The 17,008-nt window shown below is 65.8% G+C and carries 14 protein-coding genes; 3 read left to right on the top strand and 11 right to left on the bottom strand.

The features are described from left to right. Positions 1–90: 90 nt before the first annotated feature. The 7 genes from ccsB to BM449_RS11315 form a co-directional block, all read right to left on the bottom strand. Positions 91–1,005 carry a c-type cytochrome biogenesis protein CcsB gene (ccsB, locus tag BM449_RS11345; protein ID WP_071802241.1) on the bottom strand — a complete coding sequence of 305 codons (915 nt, stop codon included), beginning with the start codon at positions 1,003–1,005 and terminating at the stop codon, positions 91–93. Positions 1,006–1,064: 59 nt separating this feature from the next. After that, positions 1,065–2,255 (bottom strand): LptF/LptG family permease, encoded by a 1,191-nt coding sequence (locus BM449_RS11340; RefSeq protein ID WP_071801307.1) that lies wholly within the window; start codon positions 2,253–2,255, stop codon positions 1,065–1,067. Next, positions 2,252–2,980, bottom strand: a complete 729-nt coding sequence (lptB, locus tag BM449_RS11335; RefSeq protein WP_071801306.1) for an LPS export ABC transporter ATP-binding protein — start codon at positions 2,978–2,980, stop codon at positions 2,252–2,254. Before lptB ends, BM449_RS11340 begins: the two co-directional genes overlap by 4 nt. Then, the gene (locus BM449_RS11330) at positions 2,977–3,447 is read right to left on the bottom strand and encodes an organic solvent tolerance protein OstA (RefSeq protein ID WP_071801305.1); all 471 of its coding nucleotides are present in this window, start codon (positions 3,445–3,447) and stop codon (positions 2,977–2,979) included. The genes lptB and BM449_RS11330 overlap by 4 nt, the downstream gene beginning before the upstream one ends. 133 nt (positions 3,448–3,580) lie before the next feature. Continuing rightward, on the bottom strand, positions 3,581–3,958 hold the full coding sequence (locus BM449_RS11325; RefSeq protein ID WP_071801304.1) for a DUF309 domain-containing protein: 378 nt from the start codon (positions 3,956–3,958) through the stop codon (positions 3,581–3,583). Beyond that, entirely contained in the window at positions 3,955–5,763 is a 1,809-nt protein-coding gene (gene typA, locus BM449_RS11320) for a translational GTPase TypA (protein ID WP_071801303.1), read from the bottom strand. Before typA ends, BM449_RS11325 begins: the two co-directional genes overlap by 4 nt. Before the next feature lie 20 nt (positions 5,764–5,783). After that, the gene (locus BM449_RS11315; RefSeq protein WP_233830695.1) at positions 5,784–6,533 is read right to left on the bottom strand and encodes a M15 family metallopeptidase; all 750 of its coding nucleotides are present in this window, start codon (positions 6,531–6,533) and stop codon (positions 5,784–5,786) included. Between the two features lie 131 nt (positions 6,534–6,664). Here BM449_RS11315 and chlP point away from each other — a divergent pair, with 131 nt between their 5' ends. Continuing rightward, positions 6,665–8,101 (top strand): geranylgeranyl reductase, encoded by a 1,437-nt coding sequence (gene chlP, locus BM449_RS11310; RefSeq protein WP_071801301.1) that lies wholly within the window; start codon positions 6,665–6,667, stop codon positions 8,099–8,101. A 23-nt stretch (positions 8,102–8,124) separates the two neighbouring features. Here the strand turns inward: chlP and glyS are convergent, their stop codons facing one another. Beyond that, positions 8,125–10,293, bottom strand: coding sequence for a glycine--tRNA ligase subunit beta (gene glyS / locus BM449_RS11305; RefSeq protein WP_071801300.1), 2,169 nt, complete (start codon positions 10,291–10,293; stop codon positions 8,125–8,127). An 88-nt stretch (positions 10,294–10,381) separates the two neighbouring features. Here glyS and sir point away from each other — a divergent pair, with 88 nt between their 5' ends. Next, a complete protein-coding gene (sir, locus tag BM449_RS11300; RefSeq protein WP_233830693.1) occupies positions 10,382–12,118 on the top strand; it encodes a sulfite reductase, ferredoxin dependent in 1,737 nt (578 codons plus the stop codon). Beyond that, a complete protein-coding gene (locus BM449_RS11295) occupies positions 12,118–12,525 on the top strand; it encodes a hypothetical protein (protein WP_071801298.1) in 408 nt (135 codons plus the stop codon). Before sir ends, BM449_RS11295 begins: the two co-directional genes overlap by 1 nt. Here BM449_RS11295 and BM449_RS11290 read toward each other — a convergent pair. Genes BM449_RS11290 through BM449_RS11280 form a run of 3 tightly spaced genes read right to left on the bottom strand, consistent with a single transcriptional unit; the run spans position 12,498 to position 17,008 of the window. Continuing rightward, on the bottom strand, positions 12,498–13,205 hold the full coding sequence (locus BM449_RS11290; RefSeq protein ID WP_071801297.1) for a M15 family metallopeptidase: 708 nt from the start codon (positions 13,203–13,205) through the stop codon (positions 12,498–12,500). The genes BM449_RS11295 and BM449_RS11290 overlap by 28 nt on opposite strands. A gap of 36 nt (positions 13,206–13,241) precedes the next feature. Beyond that, positions 13,242–15,692 carry an ATP-dependent DNA helicase RecG gene (gene recG, locus BM449_RS11285; protein ID WP_071802240.1) on the bottom strand — a complete coding sequence of 817 codons (2,451 nt, stop codon included), beginning with the start codon at positions 15,690–15,692 and terminating at the stop codon, positions 13,242–13,244. Positions 15,693–15,736: 44 nt separating this feature from the next. Continuing rightward, complete coding sequence (locus BM449_RS11280) at positions 15,737–17,008, bottom strand: hypothetical protein (RefSeq protein WP_071801296.1); 1,272 nt, start codon at positions 17,006–17,008, stop codon at positions 15,737–15,739.

The following is a 17,008-nucleotide window of genomic DNA, read 5'->3' as shown; positions in this document are numbered from 1 at the left end:
GATCAGCCCCCGATGGGTTGATCGGCAGTTTTTTTATGGAAACCGGCCAGGATGGATGGTCACCGATTGTCATCATTCGCCGGCCTGGGCTCAAGCCCCGAGGAACCAGCCATAGCTGTGCAGGCCGATGCCGAGAAGGTTGACGCCGATGTAGCAGACCACGATCACCACCAGTCCTGCCACCGCCACCAGCGCCGGGCGCCGGCCCTGCCAGCCACGGCTCAGGCGCGTGTGCAGATAGGCCGCATAGACGAGCCAGCAGATCAGGGCCCAGGTTTCTTTCGGGTCCCAGCTCCACCAGCTGCCCCAGGCCTCGTTGGCCCAGACCGCGCCGCTCACCAGCCCAACGGACAGCAGCAGAAAGCCAACGGTGATCGTGCGATAGCTGAGGCTGTCGAGTTGCTCGTTGATGCCGATCGCCACGCTGCTCAGCTGGAGATCGCCGCCGCTGGTGGCCAGCTTGGCCTGGCGGAAACCACCGCTGCCGATCGAGCTGCTGCGCAGTTGCAGGGCCTGGTCGCGATCGGTGAACAGCACCGCCAGGGAGAGCAGCGAGCCGACCAGCAAGGCGGCATAGCTCACCATGATCACGCTGACGTGCATCACCAGCCAGCTGGAGCGCAACGCCGGCACCAGAGGTGCCGCTTGCTGCAGCCGATCAGGCAGAGCGAAGCTGGCGAAGGCGAGGCAGCCCAGTCCCATCGGCGTGGCGGCAGCTGGCACCAGCGGTGAGGGCCAGGAGCGCTCCACCAGCAGCTGGGTGAGCGTGCAGGCCCAGGCCAGGAAGCAGAGCGACTCGTAGAGATTGCTGATCGGGAAATGGCCCGATTCCCACCAGCGCAGGGTGAGCTGGGCCGTAAGGCTCAGATTCGCGGCCGCCACCAACAGGCGCACGGCCGTGACACTGCGGGTGGCTTCCCCACTCACACTCCAGAAGGCCAGCGGCAGGGCAACCAGCAATAGCCCAAAGGCCAGGAGGCCAAGGGCGAGGACCGGGTCATTCACGGCAGCCAGCACGTCGAAGAAGCCAACAGGTTTCAACCAGTCTGCCCGCTGACCCCGCCTCAGCGACTGGCCTGGCGCAACATCACCAGGCCAATCGCCAGGCCGATCAGCACCGGGGCCCAGGCCGCCAGGAACGGTCCCACCGTTCCCTTGACCCCAAGCGAACTGAAGATGAAGGACATCAGGTAGTAGGAGAAGATCAGCAGGACGCTGATGCCAAACCCCTGACTGCGACTGGTTCGACCAGCCGGCCTGACCCCGAGGCTGCTGCCGATCAGCCCGAACACAACACAGATGGCCGGGAAGGCGAATTTCTCCTGGATCCGCACCCGCAGGCGCCTGGCTTCTTTGCGATCACCCGCTTCGCTCAGCAGTTTCTCCGCACTGATCGCCTGGGCTACCGTCATGCTGGCGGCATCTTTTGGTAGTTCGGCCAGCTTCATCGGCCCCTGATCGAGGGGATAGAGGTAGTTGTTGAAGCGGGCCGAAGTGGTGGCCTGGTCACCCTGCCCCACCAGCACGATCTTGCCGTCAAGAAATTCCCACATCCCTTCGGCCTCACTCCAGACGGCACGATCGGCACTGAGGATCTGGGTTCCGCTGTCGCGGCTGAAATCGAGCACGGTGACATCTTTCATCTCACCATCCCTGAACTGGCGGGAATAAAAGAGTTGCGAGAGGTAGCGTTCGCTCTCCCCTTCCTCATCGGCCTTTTGCCTGCGGCTGAAGCGGGAATAGATGATGTTGCTTCCCGTCTCCGCCGCCACTGACTTGCCCAGCGCCTGACGGAGCGTGTCGGTCGCCTGGAGGTTGGCATTCGGCACGATCAGGTCGTTGAACAGGAAGGTGATCAGGCTCATCAGCACCGCCACCAGCAGGGCTGGAACCACCATCCGCCAGGTGCTCACACCCAGGCTGCGCAAGGCTTTGAGTTCGCCGTTGCTCGACAGGCTGCTGTAGGCCAGCAAGGTGGCCATCAAGGTTGCCATCGGAAACGACAGCACCAGGAATCCGGGCATGCGCAGCCCTAACACCTGCATGGCGGCTGCCACTGGCAACCCGGATTCCGCCACCCGGCGCACCAGCTCGAAGACCACCCCCACCGACAACGAGACGGCCGTGAAGGCGGCAATACCAAAGAGCAGCGGACCGACGAGTTCGCCGACCAGCCAGCGATCCATCAGCGGCAGTCGCTGCAGCTGGATCCCCAATTGACGGGCCGGCCGGCCGATGGCCAAGCTGATGTTCATAGCTGAAAGGCGTCACCGAGGTAGTGGCGGCGGACCAGGGGATTGTCCGCCACTTCGTTGGAGCGACCGGCGGCAAGAATGCTGCCTTCGGTAAGGATGTAGGCCCGATCGGTGATCGCCAGGGTTTCGCGCACGTTGTGATCGGTGATCAGCAATCCCATCGATCGTTCCTTCAGCTTGCTGATCAACGCCTGCAGATCGGCAACAGCGAGAGGATCAACGCCCGCAAACGGTTCATCCAGCAGCAGGTAGCGGGGCCCCTTGGGACCCACCGCCAGGGCTCTGGCCACCTCACAGCGGCGACGCTCGCCGCCGGAGAGCTGAAAACCCTGCCGTTGCTGGAAGGGGCCGAGGTGGAACTCATCGATCAGCTGGTCCAGGCGCTCCCGGCGCTGGGCCATCGGTGCCCCGCTTTCCTGGAGGGCCAGCTGCAGGTTCTGACGGACCGTGAGCTGGCGAAAGACGCTGGGTTCCTGGGGCAGGTAGCCGATGCCCAGGCGCGCCCGCTGCGGCATGGCCAGTCCTTCCACATTCTTGCCATCGAGCACGACCCTGCCGCGATCGGGTTTCAGCTGGCCTGTCACCAAATTAAAGGTGGTGGTCTTACCGGCGCCATTGGGCCCAAGCAGCCCCACCACTTCGCCGGGATTGAGCTCCAGGCTCACACCTTTGACCAGGGGGCGCCCGCCCAGGCTGAGGGCCACGTCTTCGAGCGTGAGGCTCATCGCGGCAGGGAGGGGGCAGCCGCCGGCAGGGTCTCCTGGAGGCGCAGTTGGCTGAACACCTGTTGACCATTGCTGGGCTGGGCCAGCACCTGCTCGCTGTCGACCATGTAGATCACCCGTTCAGCCCGCAGCAGATTTCCGCCTTCCTGCACCACATCCACATCGCCGCTCAGCACGATGCGACCTTCGTTGGTGAAGTATTGGGCCTGGCGGGAGGTGGCCACCAGGCGCCGATCGGGATAAAGAATCCGCACATTGCCGATCGCCGTGATCACCCCTGTGACGTTGTCGGCCTTCTGGCTGTCGGATTCAATCGTGAGCAGGCCGGTGGGGGCAGCCGCTGGCGGCGCGGTCGCCACGCCAGGGTTCTGGCCCCTGGCCGGGACGGGAGGCGAGAAGGCGGCGAGCAGCAACAGGCCCAGTGGCAGTGCAAAGCGCAAGCTGCGCGGCGCTGGCCAGCGGGTCATCTGAGCCGGAATGGTCCGCTCAGGGTTCCGCATGAAGGGGAGCAAAACTGGGAAGCAGGGGTGTGCGTGGTGATCGCGGCCAGGCCCAGCGCTCGCCCCAGATCAGGACCAATCTACAGATCACAGCCGGACCTCACCCACCCAGGGATGTGATTGGCTGCAACTGGGGCAGGGGCAGGTCTTGGGGGTTTCCGTTGCCCTGCAGGCACTGCAAGCGGTCACGAACCTGATCCCGCAGCGGGGCGAGGTTGAGACCGAGGCAAACAGCGGGGAAAGGGGCCAGGCGACCGAGCCCCTCTCCCAGTAACAAGGTGGCCCCGCGGCGATTGCCACGCTCGAGGTGTAGGTGGGCGACGGCGATCTGCAGAAAGCTCTGCAGGACATCCCGATCGGGGCCGAGGGTCTGGTGCCAGAGCTCCTCGAACCCGTCATGGCAGGGATACCAATCGCCGGAGTTGAAGAGGGCCACAGCGGCCAGGAAACGGGGATCAGCTCCCAGTTCCTGGCTCATCGCTTGGCTGGCTTCTTCATGGCCAGCTTGCGCAGCCGGATCGACTCGGGGGTGACCTCGAGCAATTCGTCGGGGCCGATGTACTCCAGGGCGCGCTCCAGGGTCATCTGGATTGGAGATTGCAGCGTGTCGAGCACTTCAGCGCCAGCCGAGCGGATGTTGGTGACCTGCTTGGCCTTGCAGACATTGAGTTCGAGGTCGGGCGGGCGGCTGTGCTCGCCCACGATCATTCCCTTGTACACCTTGGTGCCAGGGGTGATGAAGAACTGTCCCCGGTCTTCGGCGCCCTTGAGGGCATAGAACGTGGCGGTTCCTTCCTCGTAGGCGATCAGCACGCCATTGCGGCGGGTTTCGAACTCGCCCTGCATCGGACGGTATTCAAAGAAGGAGTGGCTCATGATCCCGTCACCGCGGGTGGCCCGCACGAACTCACCACGGAAGCCGATCAGACCACGGGCCGGCACGACAAATTCCAGCTGGGTTCGGCCGTCGGCGCCTGTTTCCATGTTCTGCATCTCGCCCTTGCGCATGCCGAGCTTCTCGATGCAGTTGCCGACAGCGGCCTCAGGCACATCCATCACCAGGGTTTCGACCGGTTCGCAGGGGGTGCCATCGATGGTGCGGAAGATCACCTTGGGCTGGGACACCTGGAACTCGAAGCCTTCGCGCCGCATCGTTTCGATCAGGATGCCCAGGTGAAGTTCACCGCGGCCACTGACGGCGAAGCGATCCGGGGAGTCGGTGTCTTCCACCCGCAGGGCCACGTTGGTGAGCAGCTCCCGCTGGAGCCTGTCGCGCAACTGACGGCTGGTCACGAATTTGCCTTCTTTACCGGCAAACGGTGAATCGTTGATGACAAAGGTCATCTGCAGGGTGGGTTCGTCCACCCGGATCAACGGCAGGGCCTCGGGATGGTCGGGGCAGGCGACCGTTTCGCCGATGTTGACCTCGTCAAAGCCGGCCACAGCCACCAGATCACCGGCGCTGGCTTCGGCGATCTCGACCCGTTGCAGGCCTTCGAAGCCCAGCAGCTTGCTGATCCGGCAGCGCTTGATGCTGCCGTCTTCACGAATCAGTGAGGCGGTCTGGCCAGAGCGGATCACACCGTTATGGACGCGGCCGATGACGATGCGACCGAGAAAATCGGAGTAGTCGAGCGTGGTGACCTGCAGCTGCAGTGGCTTGTCCACATCCCCAACCGGGGGCGGCACATGGCGCAGGATCGCGTCGAACAGCGGCTTCATGTTGTCGCTTTCAGTCGCCATGTCCGGCTTGGCGAATCCGCCCATGCCGCTGCCGAACAGATAGGGGAAGTCGCACTGGTCGTCGTCGGCGCCGAGCTCCAGAAAGAGATCGAGAACCTTGTCGACCGCCTGCTCGGGGTCGACCCGCGCCCGATCGATCTTGTTGATGAACACAATCGGCCGCAGGCCTTGCTCCAGGGCCTTGCGCAGCACGAAGCGGGTCTGGGGCATCGGCCCCTCGTTGGCATCGACGATCAACAGGGCCCCATCGACCATGCCGAGGACCCGCTCCACTTCTCCGCCGAAGTCAGAGTGACCAGGGGTGTCAACGATATTGATGCGCGTATCGCCGTAGGTGACGGCCGTGTTCTTGGAGAGGATGGTGATCCCCCGCTCCCGCTCCAGGTCGTTGGAGTCCATCACGCAGGTGGGAACGGCCTCACCGTCACGGAAGATGCCCGACTGCTGCAACAGGGCATCGACCAGAGTTGTTTTGCCGTGGTCAACGTGGGCAATGATCGCGATATTGCGAATCGGTGCGCGCTTAGCTGGGGCGCTCATACAGCGGCCGGGTCAATTGATCACCTTATCTCAGCTGCTTGCCGGGTCGTTTCAAACAGCTTGAGAGCTTCGGCTGATCCCTCGAAGCGCCAGTGCCACGGCTCATAGCTGACCCCTTGGTCGTTGCCTTGCGGGAAGGAGAGTTTGAAGTGATAACGGTTGGCGTTGCGCTCCAGCCAGAGAAAGGCCGGTGTGCGATCGAAGACGTCCTTCAGGTTCGTTTCCGGCCGGCTGCCATCACCCAGATCCACCGCAAAGCCCGTGCTGTGCTCCGAAAATCCAGGTGGAGCGCTCACCTTGGCCCGCTCTGAAGCGCTCTGATTGCGCTCTGATTTCACCTCAAAGAAGATGGCTTTCTGCAACTCAACGTCACGGAAGGCACTCAGCAGCCGCAGATCAACGCCGGCGGCGGCGGCATCGCGCTTCATCGCCAGCAGGGATTCGGCCGCATCGACATGCAACCGCAGTCCGGGCGCGACGCTGACCAATCTCTCCGGCGTCGCTTCGAGATAGGGGTAATGCCCCAGCAGCCGGCCATCGGGGCTGGGGCGCGCCTCGATGCCGGCCATGGGGTCCGTGCTGCGCTGACCAAGGACCTGGGGAAAGGAGAGGGCCAGCACCGCCGTCAGCGTGGCCAGGCCAAGGGCAGCAGCGAGCAGGAACGGCCAGCGCCGCGAGGACACCAGGGCTGGCCGGGCGCTGCGCCGGGCGAGCGGGATGTCATCGGGGATCTCCTTTGTCGAGTCCCGGAACAGTGAACGGGGCGGCACTCGCGGTGGCACGCACCCTCTCCAACAAGCTTCGAAACAATCGTAGAGGCGCCCTGGCGAAGGATCAACGCAGAGGCCTCTAACGGTGTTAGCTTCGGGCTCAAGATCGTTCCAGCGGAGCAGGTTTCAAGATGTTGCGAGTCGCGGTAGTGGGTGGCGGCCCGAGCGGATCCTGTGCTGCTGAGGTGCTGGCCAAGGCCGGCATTCAGACCTGGCTGTTTGAGCGCAAGCTCGACAATGCCAAGCCTTGCGGTGGGGCCATTCCGCTTTGCATGGTCGATGAGTTCGATCTTCCCGAGTCGATCATTGACCGGAAGGTTCGCAACATGCGAATGATCTCTCCCTCCAATCGCGAGGTTGATATTCATCTCGGCAATCAAGACGAATACATCGGCATGTGCCGGCGCGAAGTCATGGATGGCTTCCTGCGCGACCGCGCCGCCAGCCTGGGAACCAAGCTGGTCAACGGTTTGGTGCAGAGCATCGACACCGGCAAGAATCGCCAGGGTCCTTACACCCTCCAATACGCCGATTATTCCGCTGGTGGCCCCACCGGCGAGATCAAAACCCTGGAGGTGGATCTGATCGTCGGCGCCGACGGGGCCAACAGCCGGGTGGCCAAGGCCATGGACGCAGGTGACTACAACATGGCGATCGCCTTCCAGGAGCGCATTCGGCTTCCCAAGGAGGAGATGAGCTACTACGAGGACCTCGCCGAAATGTATGTGGGCACCGATGTGTCCCCTGATTTCTACGGCTGGGTGTTCCCCAAGTACGACCACGTGGCCGTGGGTACCGGCACGATGCAGAAGAACCAGTCCCTGATCAAGGGCCTGCAGAAGGGCGTTCGCGCCAGGGCCAGCGACCGTTTGCTCGGTGGCGAGGTGATCAAGGTGGAAGCGCACCCGATTCCCGAGCATCCCCGTCCGCGGCGGGTGGTGGGCCGGATGGCGTTGGTGGGCGATGCCGCCGGCTACGTCACCAAGAGCTCCGGGGAAGGCATTTATTTCGCCGCTAAGAGTGGGCGGATGTGCGCCGAGCAGATCGTTGCGGCCAGCGCCAACGGCAACACAATCCCTACGGAGAAAGATCTCAAGGTTTATATCAAGAAGTGGGATCGCCAGTACGGCGCCACCTACAAGGTGTTGGAAATTCTCCAGAACATTTTTTATCGCAACGACGCCGCCAGAGAAGCCTTCGTCGAGATGTGCGATGACAAGGATGTTCAACGCCTCACCTTCGACAGCTACCTCTACAAGCGGGTGGTGATGATGAATCCCTGGCAGCAGATCAAGCTGACGCTGCTCACCTTCGCTTCCGTACTGCGTGGCCACGCCCTCGCTCCCCAGGGCTATAAACCCGTGCCCAGCGCGGTCAGAACCGAGGAGGAGATGGCTGCCCAGCGGCTCCATCTCTCCAATGCCGCGGGCACAGCCACCGGCACAGCTGATGCTCCCGAGGTGCACTCCACTGCCAACGGCAACTCCGCTGCCGGCCATTCAAAAGCCGGATCAGCCGTGGACATGACCAAACAGGTGCGCGAACCGGCCCTGGCGAGCAAGCCCTGAGCCAACTGGCCAGCAAAGCCGGCTCAATTGCCGGCTTTGCTGGCCAGTTGGCTGAAATCGGCGAGCACCAGGGCCTGGTTGCGCAGCAGGGCCAGCAGGTTGAGACGATTGCTGCGGATGGCCGGGTCATCGGCCATCACCATCACGCTGCTGTCGCCATCGAAGAAGGCCGCCAGGGCTCCTGAGCTTGCCGCCAGGCTGGAAGCCAGGGCTTCGTAGCTGGAGCTATTGGCCAGGGGCTCCAGGGTCTGGAGGACCGTCAGCATGGCCTGCTCACTGCTGGCGCTGAACAGGCTGGGGTCGACCACACCCGCAGGGCTGAGGATTCCTGCAGCCAGATCTGCCTGCTCGGCCAGGCGAGTGGCCCGCTGCACCACGGCCTGCACTGGCGCCAGGGCCCCGCTGGCCCGGAGCTCGGCCAGCAGTTCCACCCGCTGGCGGGCATCGGCAGGGTCAGCCAGCAGGCGCTCGGCCGCCACGCTGCTGCCGGCCACGGCCTGGACCAAGTCGGCGTCAAAACCGCGCTCCTCGAGCAAGCTGATCAGCCGCAACCGCAGAAATTCAGCCAGCTCCGTGGCCAGGGCCGCCGGCTCGATCCCCAGCGCCGGCAACAGCTGCTGCCATTGCACGGTGGCCTGACGCAACACCGCGATCAGATCCAGGGCCCAGCCCCGCTCCCAGAGAATCTGCACCAGCCCGTTTCCTGCCCGCCGCAGGGCGTAGGGATCGGAGGAGCCACTGGGCCGATCACCCTTGGCATAGACACTGAGCAACAACTCAAGCCGCTCGGCAAGCGCGACGACGGCGCCGGCCTCGGAGCTGGGTAAGGCATCACCGGCTCCCCGCGGCAGGTAATGCTCCAGCACGGCCAGGGCCACCGGCCGGGATTCGCCTTCAGCCAGCAGGTATTTGGCCCCCATCACGCCCTGGAGTTCGGGGAATTCGCCCACCATCTGGCTGACGAGGTCGTGCTTGCAGAGGTGGGCGGCCCGCCGTGCCGCTGCCGTTTCGGGCTCCGCCAGGGCGAGATGCTCGAGCAGCAACCCAGCCAGCCACTCCAGTCGCTCGGCCCGCTCCAGCAGGCTGCCCAACCCTTCGGCGAAGGTGACGCTGGCCAGCTGCAAGCGGCGTTGCGCGCTGGGGATGGCCCGATCTGCCGCCAGGAAGAACTCCGCATCGGCCAAGCGGGCCCTGAGCACCCGTTCGTTGCCGCGCTGCACCGTGGCTTGGGCCTCCGGCCGGCCGTTGCCGATGCAGAGGAAGGCGGGCAGCAGTGTGGCCGTGGCGCTCAAGGCCAGCGGGTCGGACTCGGCCTCGGCGCGCACCAGGGGCACATAGCGCTGGTGGGAGCGCATCACCGTGCTGAGCACTTCCGGCGGCAGGGCAAGAAAGCGTTCGTCGAGCCGTCCTTGGATCAACGTGGGCGACTCGACCAGGTCAACGAGCTCATCAAACAGCTCGTCTGGAAGGTCGGGGCTGGCCGACAACTCCCCGGCAGCCCGTTGCAGCTGGCTGTGGATCCAGTCAGCTCGCTGCTGCCGTTCCACCTGCACGCCGGCCGCCGCCAGGGTGGCCGCATAGGTTGATGCGCTTGGGATCGTCACCGCTTCGGCGCTGAGGCGATGGCCGCGGCTGAGGCGCCCGCTCTCGACAGCCGGATCACAGCCGCTCAGGGCCACTGGAATCAGTTGGTCATCGAGCAGGGCCACCAGCCAGCGCACCGGCCGGCTGAAGCGGCGCTCGCCCGTGCCCCAGCGCATGAACCGCCGGCCCTGCAGGGCGCTCACCCAGCCCGGGATCTGCTCGGCCAGCACCGAGAGGGTGGGCTGGCCGAGCTGAAGGCTGCGGGCAAACACGAACGGTCCCTTGGCCGTCTCGCGCACCTCGAGGGCTTCGGGCGCCACGCCACAGCGGCGCGCAAAACCGATGGCCGCCGCGGTGGCCACGCCCTCGCTGAAAGCCTGGGCAGCAGGCGGTCCCTTGCGCTCCTCTTCGAGATCGCTCTGGCGCTCCGCCAGCCCTGCAACGCTGATCGCCAGGCGCCGCGGGGTACCGGTGCCATGGACGAGCCCATGGTCGAGGCGCAAGCCAGCCAGCGCCTCGCGCACCTGCCGCTCCAGCTGGGGGATCGCAAGGCGGACAAAATCCGCTGGCAAATCCTCGGTGCCGATCTCCAGCAGGAATGTGGCCACGGTTGCCTCTCGGGAGCCCCTGACTGTATTGAACGCCTTTGGAGCGCCCCTTGCTTCGCTACCTTCTGTGGATGACGGCGCCGTTGTTGTGACCCTTTCCCCGACGCCTCCGAGCAAGTTCGAGCAGCTCAAGGCGAGCAGTGACCACCTCAAGGAACCCCTGGCCACCGAGCTGAAGAACGAGAAGCCGTTCTTCACCGATGGGGCGGTCCAGATCCTGAAGTTCCACGGCAGCTACCAGCAGGACAACCGCGACCATCGCCAGAAAGGCCAGGAGAAGGACTGGCAGATGATGCTGCGCCTGCGCAGCCCCGCCGGCCTGATTCCCGTGCCGCTCTACCTGGCCATGGATGATCTGGCCGACCGACTCGGCAACGGCACCCTGCGGGTAACGACCCGCCAGGCGTTCCAGATGCATGGCATCGCCAAGGCCGACCTGCAGGAGGTGATCGGCACCATCGTGCGCGCCATGGGCTCCACCCTGGCCGCCTGTGGTGACATCAACCGCAATGTGATGGCGCCGGCAGCGCCCTTCGAGAAGGGGGGCTATCCCGCCGCGCGCGCCCTCGCCGAGCAGATCGCCGATCTGCTCGCTCCCCAGGCCGCCGAAGGCTCCTACCTCGATCTCTGGGTGGATGGCGACCACAGTTATCGCTTCCGCCCTGCCCCTGAGGTGAACAAGGCACGGGCCCGGCAGCAGCAGGGGGCCCTGTTCAGCGGCGATGCCAGCGAGCCCCTCTACGGGGGCACCTACCTGCCGCGCAAGTTCAAGGTGGCCGTCACGGTGCCAGGCGACAACTCCGTTGATCTGCTCACCCAGGACATCGGCCTGGTGGTGTTCACCGATCCGGGCGGACGGCTGCGCGGCTGCAACGTGTATGTGGGCGGCGGCATGGGGCGGACCCACAACAAGGAGGACACCTTCGCCCGCACGGCCGATCCGCTCGGCTACGTGGCCGCCGAGCACATTCTCGATCTCGTCCAGGCGGTCGCCGCCCTGCAGCGCGACCACGGCGACCGGGAGCTGCGCCGCCACGCCCGGATGAAATACCTGATCCATGACCGGGGCATCGCCTGGTTCAAAGGCGAGCTGCTCCGCTACTTCCCCCATCCGCTCAAAAGCCTGCGGCCGGAACCCAAGGCCAAGCTCACCGACTATCTCGGTTGGCATCGCCAGAGCAGCGGCCTCTGGTTCGTCGGCCTGCCCCTGCTCTGCGGGCGCCTGGAGGGAACGGTCAAACAGGGCTTGCGGCGCCTCGTTGAGACCTACCAGCTCGATGTGCGCCTCACCCCGAATCAAGACCTGTTGCTCTGCAACATCGGCACCTCCCAGCGCTCCAGCCTGCGGGCGGCCCTGATTGCCCTGGGCTTTGCCGCACCGGAAGCACCGGGTCTTCTCGCGCGCCATGCCCTGGCCTGCCCAGCGCTGCCCACCTGCGGGCTGGCCATCACCGAAGCGGAGCGGATCCTGCCGGCCGTGCTCGATCGCCTCGAAGTACTGCTGCAGCGGCTGGAGATCGAGCAACCGCTGCTGGTGCGCATGACCGGCTGCCCCAATGGCTGCTCACGCCCCTACATGGCCGAAGTCGGTCTGGTGGGCAGTGGGGTGGAGCAATACCAGCTCTGGCTGGGCGGCACACCGAACCTCACCTGCCTGGCCACCCCCTACCTGGAGCGGATGCCGCTGAGCGATCTGGAGTGCACCCTGGAGCCCCTGCTGTGCGAATGGAAATCGACCCAAAACGGGGGCCGGCCGCGCAGCTTTGGTGACTTCGTCGGCAAGCTCGGTCCTGAAGCGGTGCGGGCCCTGTTGCCCACCAACTGATGATCGGTCGCCTGCTGTTGAAAAGGCTGCCGTTCAAAGGACTGCCGTTGAGAAAGTTACTGTTCGGTTTGATCGGCCCGATCGCCGCCTTTGCCGCCGGCGCCGCCCTGGCCCAGGGCCGTTCGATGCCGCCGCCGCCAGCGGCCCCGGTCACGACCTACCGTCCCGATCAAGCCACCTGCCAGAGCGACAACATGCTCGGCGCCTACCGGCGCCAGCTGCAGCAGTTCGCTGGCCAATCCACCAAGGTTCTGCTCCGGCTGCGCCAGGTGCAGCTTGAAATGGCTGAGGCGAGCCTGAAGGACTGTGCCAGCCAGAACCTGCTCAGCCGCGATGAGGCCGACCGGATCTGGCGTGAGCTCCAGGCGATGCCCTTGCCTCAACCCTCGGCTAGCCAGCGGCCGTAACAGGCGGTTGGCTGCCGGGAACGCCAGGCCCAGAGCTGGTCGCCATAGCTGAAATGCCACCACTCGTAGGGATGCTGGCTGAATCCCGCCACGGCCATCGCCTCGGCCAGCAGGCAGCGGCGATGGTGCCAGAGGGCGGCTTGGCTGCTGGGATCGCGCGCCGCTTCGGCGTAGTGATCCGGCTCTGAAACCGCAGCGATCGCATCGATCTCGCCGCCCATCGCCAGGGGGGAACCGCTGGCCTCAGCCAGGGTGAGGTCAACGGCCGCGCCGGTGCTGTGCGGCGGCGGCGTGGCTGGATCCTCACTGGGTGGCGCCCAGAAGCGGCTCACCCGCTCGCGGATGGCCTCCCGCTCGGCACTGGCCGTCTCAGCCGCCACGCCCCGGAGGGCCCATTCACTGGCCAGGGCGTGCTCCACCATGAAGGCCTGGACCGCCACCGGCCGCCAGGCATCGAAGATCGCCAGCCGCAGGGCTGGATCCTGGCGCTGCAGCTGGGCCTGGGCGATCAACAGGCGCTCCACCACGCCCTGGCGCAGCCGGAAGGGACAACCGCCGTTGCCATAGGGGGCTCCGAGGCTCTGATACGGATGGGGCTCAAGGCGATGCAGGCTGGCCGGCAGGGGGATCAGCGTTTCGCCGTTGTCGTCGATCGCGACCGTGCTCCAGGGACGTGGCAAGGGATCAGCTGGCGGGTCGCCGCAGACGATGAACGCTCAATTCAAGCGGGCGGCGTCGGCCTGGCGCTGTTCGCTCAAGGCCTGGCGCAGGCCCGGATGGACCGCCAGCTCAGGGTCGCCCGCCAGGATCTCCTTGGCCACCTGGCGGGCCTGCTCGAGCACCTCGCCGTCATCGCTGAGGCTGGCCAGGGCCAGATCCGGCAGGCCGGACTGGCGTGTGCCAAGCACCTGACCAGGACCGCGCAGACGCAGGTCCATCTCGGCGATCTCAAAGCCGTCGGCGGAGCGCACCAACAGCTCCAGGCGCTGGCGGGCCAGAGGATTTCGGCTGTCATTGATCAACAGGCAGTGGGAGACCGCCGCACCCCGGCCCACCCGGCCGCGCAGCTGGTGCAGCTGGGCCAGGCCGAAGCGATCGGCATGCTCAATCACCATCACGCTGGCCTCGGGCACATCCACGCCCACTTCCACCACCGTGGTGGACACGAGCACATCGGTGGCGCCGCCAGCGAAGGCGGTGATCGCCGCCTGCTTGTCGTGGCTGTCCATGCGGCCATGCAGCAGGCCGACACGCAGGTCGGCGAGCACCTCGCCGCTGAGCTGGTTGTGAACCTCCACCGCTGAGCGCAGGTCCAGGGTTTCCGATTCCTCCACCAGGGGCAAGACCACATAAGCCCGCAGACCCAGGGCCACCTGCTGGCGAATCAGCTGGTAGGCCTGCTGCCGTTGACTTCCCCGCAGCAGTTGGGTACACACCGGCGTGCGACCGGGGGGCAGTTCGTCGATCTGACTCACCTCCAGATCGCCATGCACGGAGAGGGCCAGGGTGCGCGGAATCGGGGTGGCCGTCATCGTGAGCAGATGGGGCTGGAGTCCCTTGCCAAGCAGGCGGTTGCGCTGGCGCACGCCGAAGCGGTGCTGTTCATCGACCACCACCAGGCCAAGCCGGGCGAACTGCACCGGGTCTTCGAGCAAGGCGTGGGTGCCGACCAGCAGCTTCAACTGACCGTTGGCCAGATCCTGCAGCAGTTCCTGGCGGCGCGGCCGCGGTGTGGAGCCGGTGAGCAGGGCGGTGCTGATGTGCATCTGGGGCAGCCATTCGCCCAGCTTGCGGGCGTGCTGCTGGGCCAGCACCTCGGTGGGAGCCATCAGGGCACCCTGGCAACCCGCCTCGATGGCGGTGAGCAGGGCCGCGATCGCCACCACGGTCTTGCCGCTGCCGACGTCGCCTTGCAGCAAACGGGCCATGGCCTGCTCCTGACGGAGGTCGGCGCGGATCTCAGCGAGCACCCGCTGCTGGGCCGATGTGAGCGGAAAGGGAAGCAGGTCCAGGAAGGCCGCCACCAGGCTTCCCTGGCTCGCTGGCAGCACCAGGGGCTGGGTGGGACGGCTGATCTGTTGCTGGCGCCGTTGCAGCAGGTTCAGCTGCAGCAACAGCAGCTCATCGAACACCAGGCGGTGCCGGCTGGCCCTGAGCTGCTGCCGGTCTGTGGGCGCATGGATTCCCTGCAAGGCCTGCGGGCGATCGATCAACTCGAGCCGCTGGCGCAGGGCAGCGGGCAGGGGATCGCCCCAGGGGCCGGCGGCCGGCAGCACCGCTGCCACCGCCTGGCGTAGGCGATCGGCGGTGAGGCCCTCGGTGAGCCCATACACAGGCAGCAGACGACCGATCTGGCTGGAGCGCACCGGCGCATTGGGGGCTTCGAGCACTTCGATCAAGGGGTCCTGCAGGCTGGGACCGTAAGGCGTTTCCTTGACCAACCCACTGGCCGCCAGGGTGCAGCCCAGCGGGTACAGGCGTCCCTGGGACCTCAGCCAGCCCGTGGAGGTGAAACGCTTGCCGGCGAAAAATTTGCTGATCCGCAGCCGTCCGGTGATGTCCTGGAGCTGCAGTTCCAAGATCGAGAGGTTGGGATTGCGCGGACTGGCAAAGGCATGGCAGCGCCGCACCGTGGCCACGATCGTGGCGGTCTCACCCGGCACCAGGGCATCGATGCGCAGCAAATGGGCGTAGTCGAGGTAGTCACGGGGGTAATGGCGCAGCAGGTCGCGGGCCAGCAACAGGCCAAGGCCAGCCAGCCGTGTGGCGGTCTTGGGGCCGATGCCGGCAATTGCGGCCAAGGGGGTGTCCGGCCCGATCGGCGCGGCCAGCGGGGTGGCTCTGGTCTGGCTCACGGTCTGGCTCGCAGCCAGGCGCAGGCGCGGCGGGGCGAAGGGGGTTGCCGGCTCCAGGCTGCGGCGCAGGCCATGCAGCCGCTCGCGGCAGCGCCGCACCAGGTTCTGCCGGGCGCTGAGGCTCAGCTTGGCGTAGGCGCTGAATTCCGCCGCCAGGGCGGCCAGGGCAGCATCAAGGCTGGGTGAAGCAGGCCTTGCGGCCAGCTCGTGGCAGCTGCGCGACAGGAAGCTGCTGAAGCGCTCCCGCCGGCCTTCGAGATCTGCGAAACCGCGCGCGGCTTCCAGCTCCAGGGCCTTCTGCAAGGTCGCGATCCTGCCTGCCAGAGGCTGGTCGGCCCCAGGCTGGGGGGAGCGGCTCAGGGAGGAGTCGGCAGGTTGGTTTGGCTGTCTTCCAACCACTGCTGCTCCGCCTCAAGCGACCGGGCCCGCCGCTGCCAGTGGCGATACTGCCGGGCCATTTTGCTCACATCTTGCCGTCTGCGCTCCAACCGGCGGCGGCAGGTGCGCAGACGGGCCTGATCGAACTCCAGATCAGCACTGCGCAACAGCAAACCGATCGCCTCCAGTTGGCCGGCCATGCCGTCAGGGCCAAAGGGCAACGACAGCCGCAACAGGTTGGCTGGGGCAGGCATCGCCTCAACCTGACCGGCCAGCACGGCGTCGAGAAGATTGATCGGCAGCAAGCTGCGGGTCAGACCGAGGCGAAGCAGGTCGAGATTGATCGCATGGGAGAGGTTGCGCAGCCGCCGCTCCAGGGCCCGATCGAGGGAGTCCCACCACTTGAGCAGCTCAAGCGGTTGCCGGGGCACAAGCGAGGGCTCGATCGCTTCGGTGGTCTCCCCATTCCCTGGCGTTCCTTCCTGATCGTCAGCCTTCCTCTCCGCTTGTCCTTCGAGCTCAGCCTCCGTTTCTCCCAGCAGTTCGGCGGTTAGGACTTCAACCACGTCTGAGTCGTCATCTTCAGAGTCGTCGTCGTCAGAACCGTCTTCATCGTCATCGCCTGAGTCGTCATTGTCTTCGTCGCCTAGGCCCTCGTCGTCGCTGTCGTCAACGGCAACGTCCGCCCTGGAGCGACTGGCCTCTGAGGCACCTATCGGTCCCACCAGGGTGGCCAGGTCGGTGAGACCCGCCAGCCCCGGCAGGCCCGAGGCGAACAACTCAGCGGAGAGGGGCAGATCAAGGCCGAGCCGCACCGAACCCGGTGGCAAGGGAGCCTGGGCCGCAGGCGAGGAAGCCGTCTCTGAATCGCCCCCGTCCAGCATCGACGCCATCAGCCGCTGTTGCTCCCGCCGCTGCTGGCGCCTCCGCTCCCGTCGCACTTGCTGGCCGAGCACCACCAGTTGCTCCAGGGTGAGCAAGCAACCGCAGCGCTTCACCAGCTCAGCCAAGCGCTGCTGCAGCTCCTGACGCCGGCCTTCAGCCAGGGCACCATAACGCTCTGGAACCAGCTGGGTGGCCACATGGAAGGTGGCCTGCTGCACCGCCATCGGCAGGCCTTCCCTGAGCACCTGCAGGTAGAGGGCCAGATCCCTGTACAAAGCCCCGTTGCCTTCCAGCAGCCGCTGGGAAAGCCGCTCAAGCTGGTCGGTGGCCTCCGTCAATGCAGTGGCTCTGGAATCCAAGGCCAT

It is taken from the genome of Synechococcus sp. SynAce01, assembly GCF_001885215.1.
GTDB lineage: Bacteria > Cyanobacteriota > Cyanobacteriia > PCC-6307 > Cyanobiaceae > Regnicoccus > Regnicoccus frigidus.
This window is presented reverse-complemented; position numbering and strand designations above follow the sequence as displayed.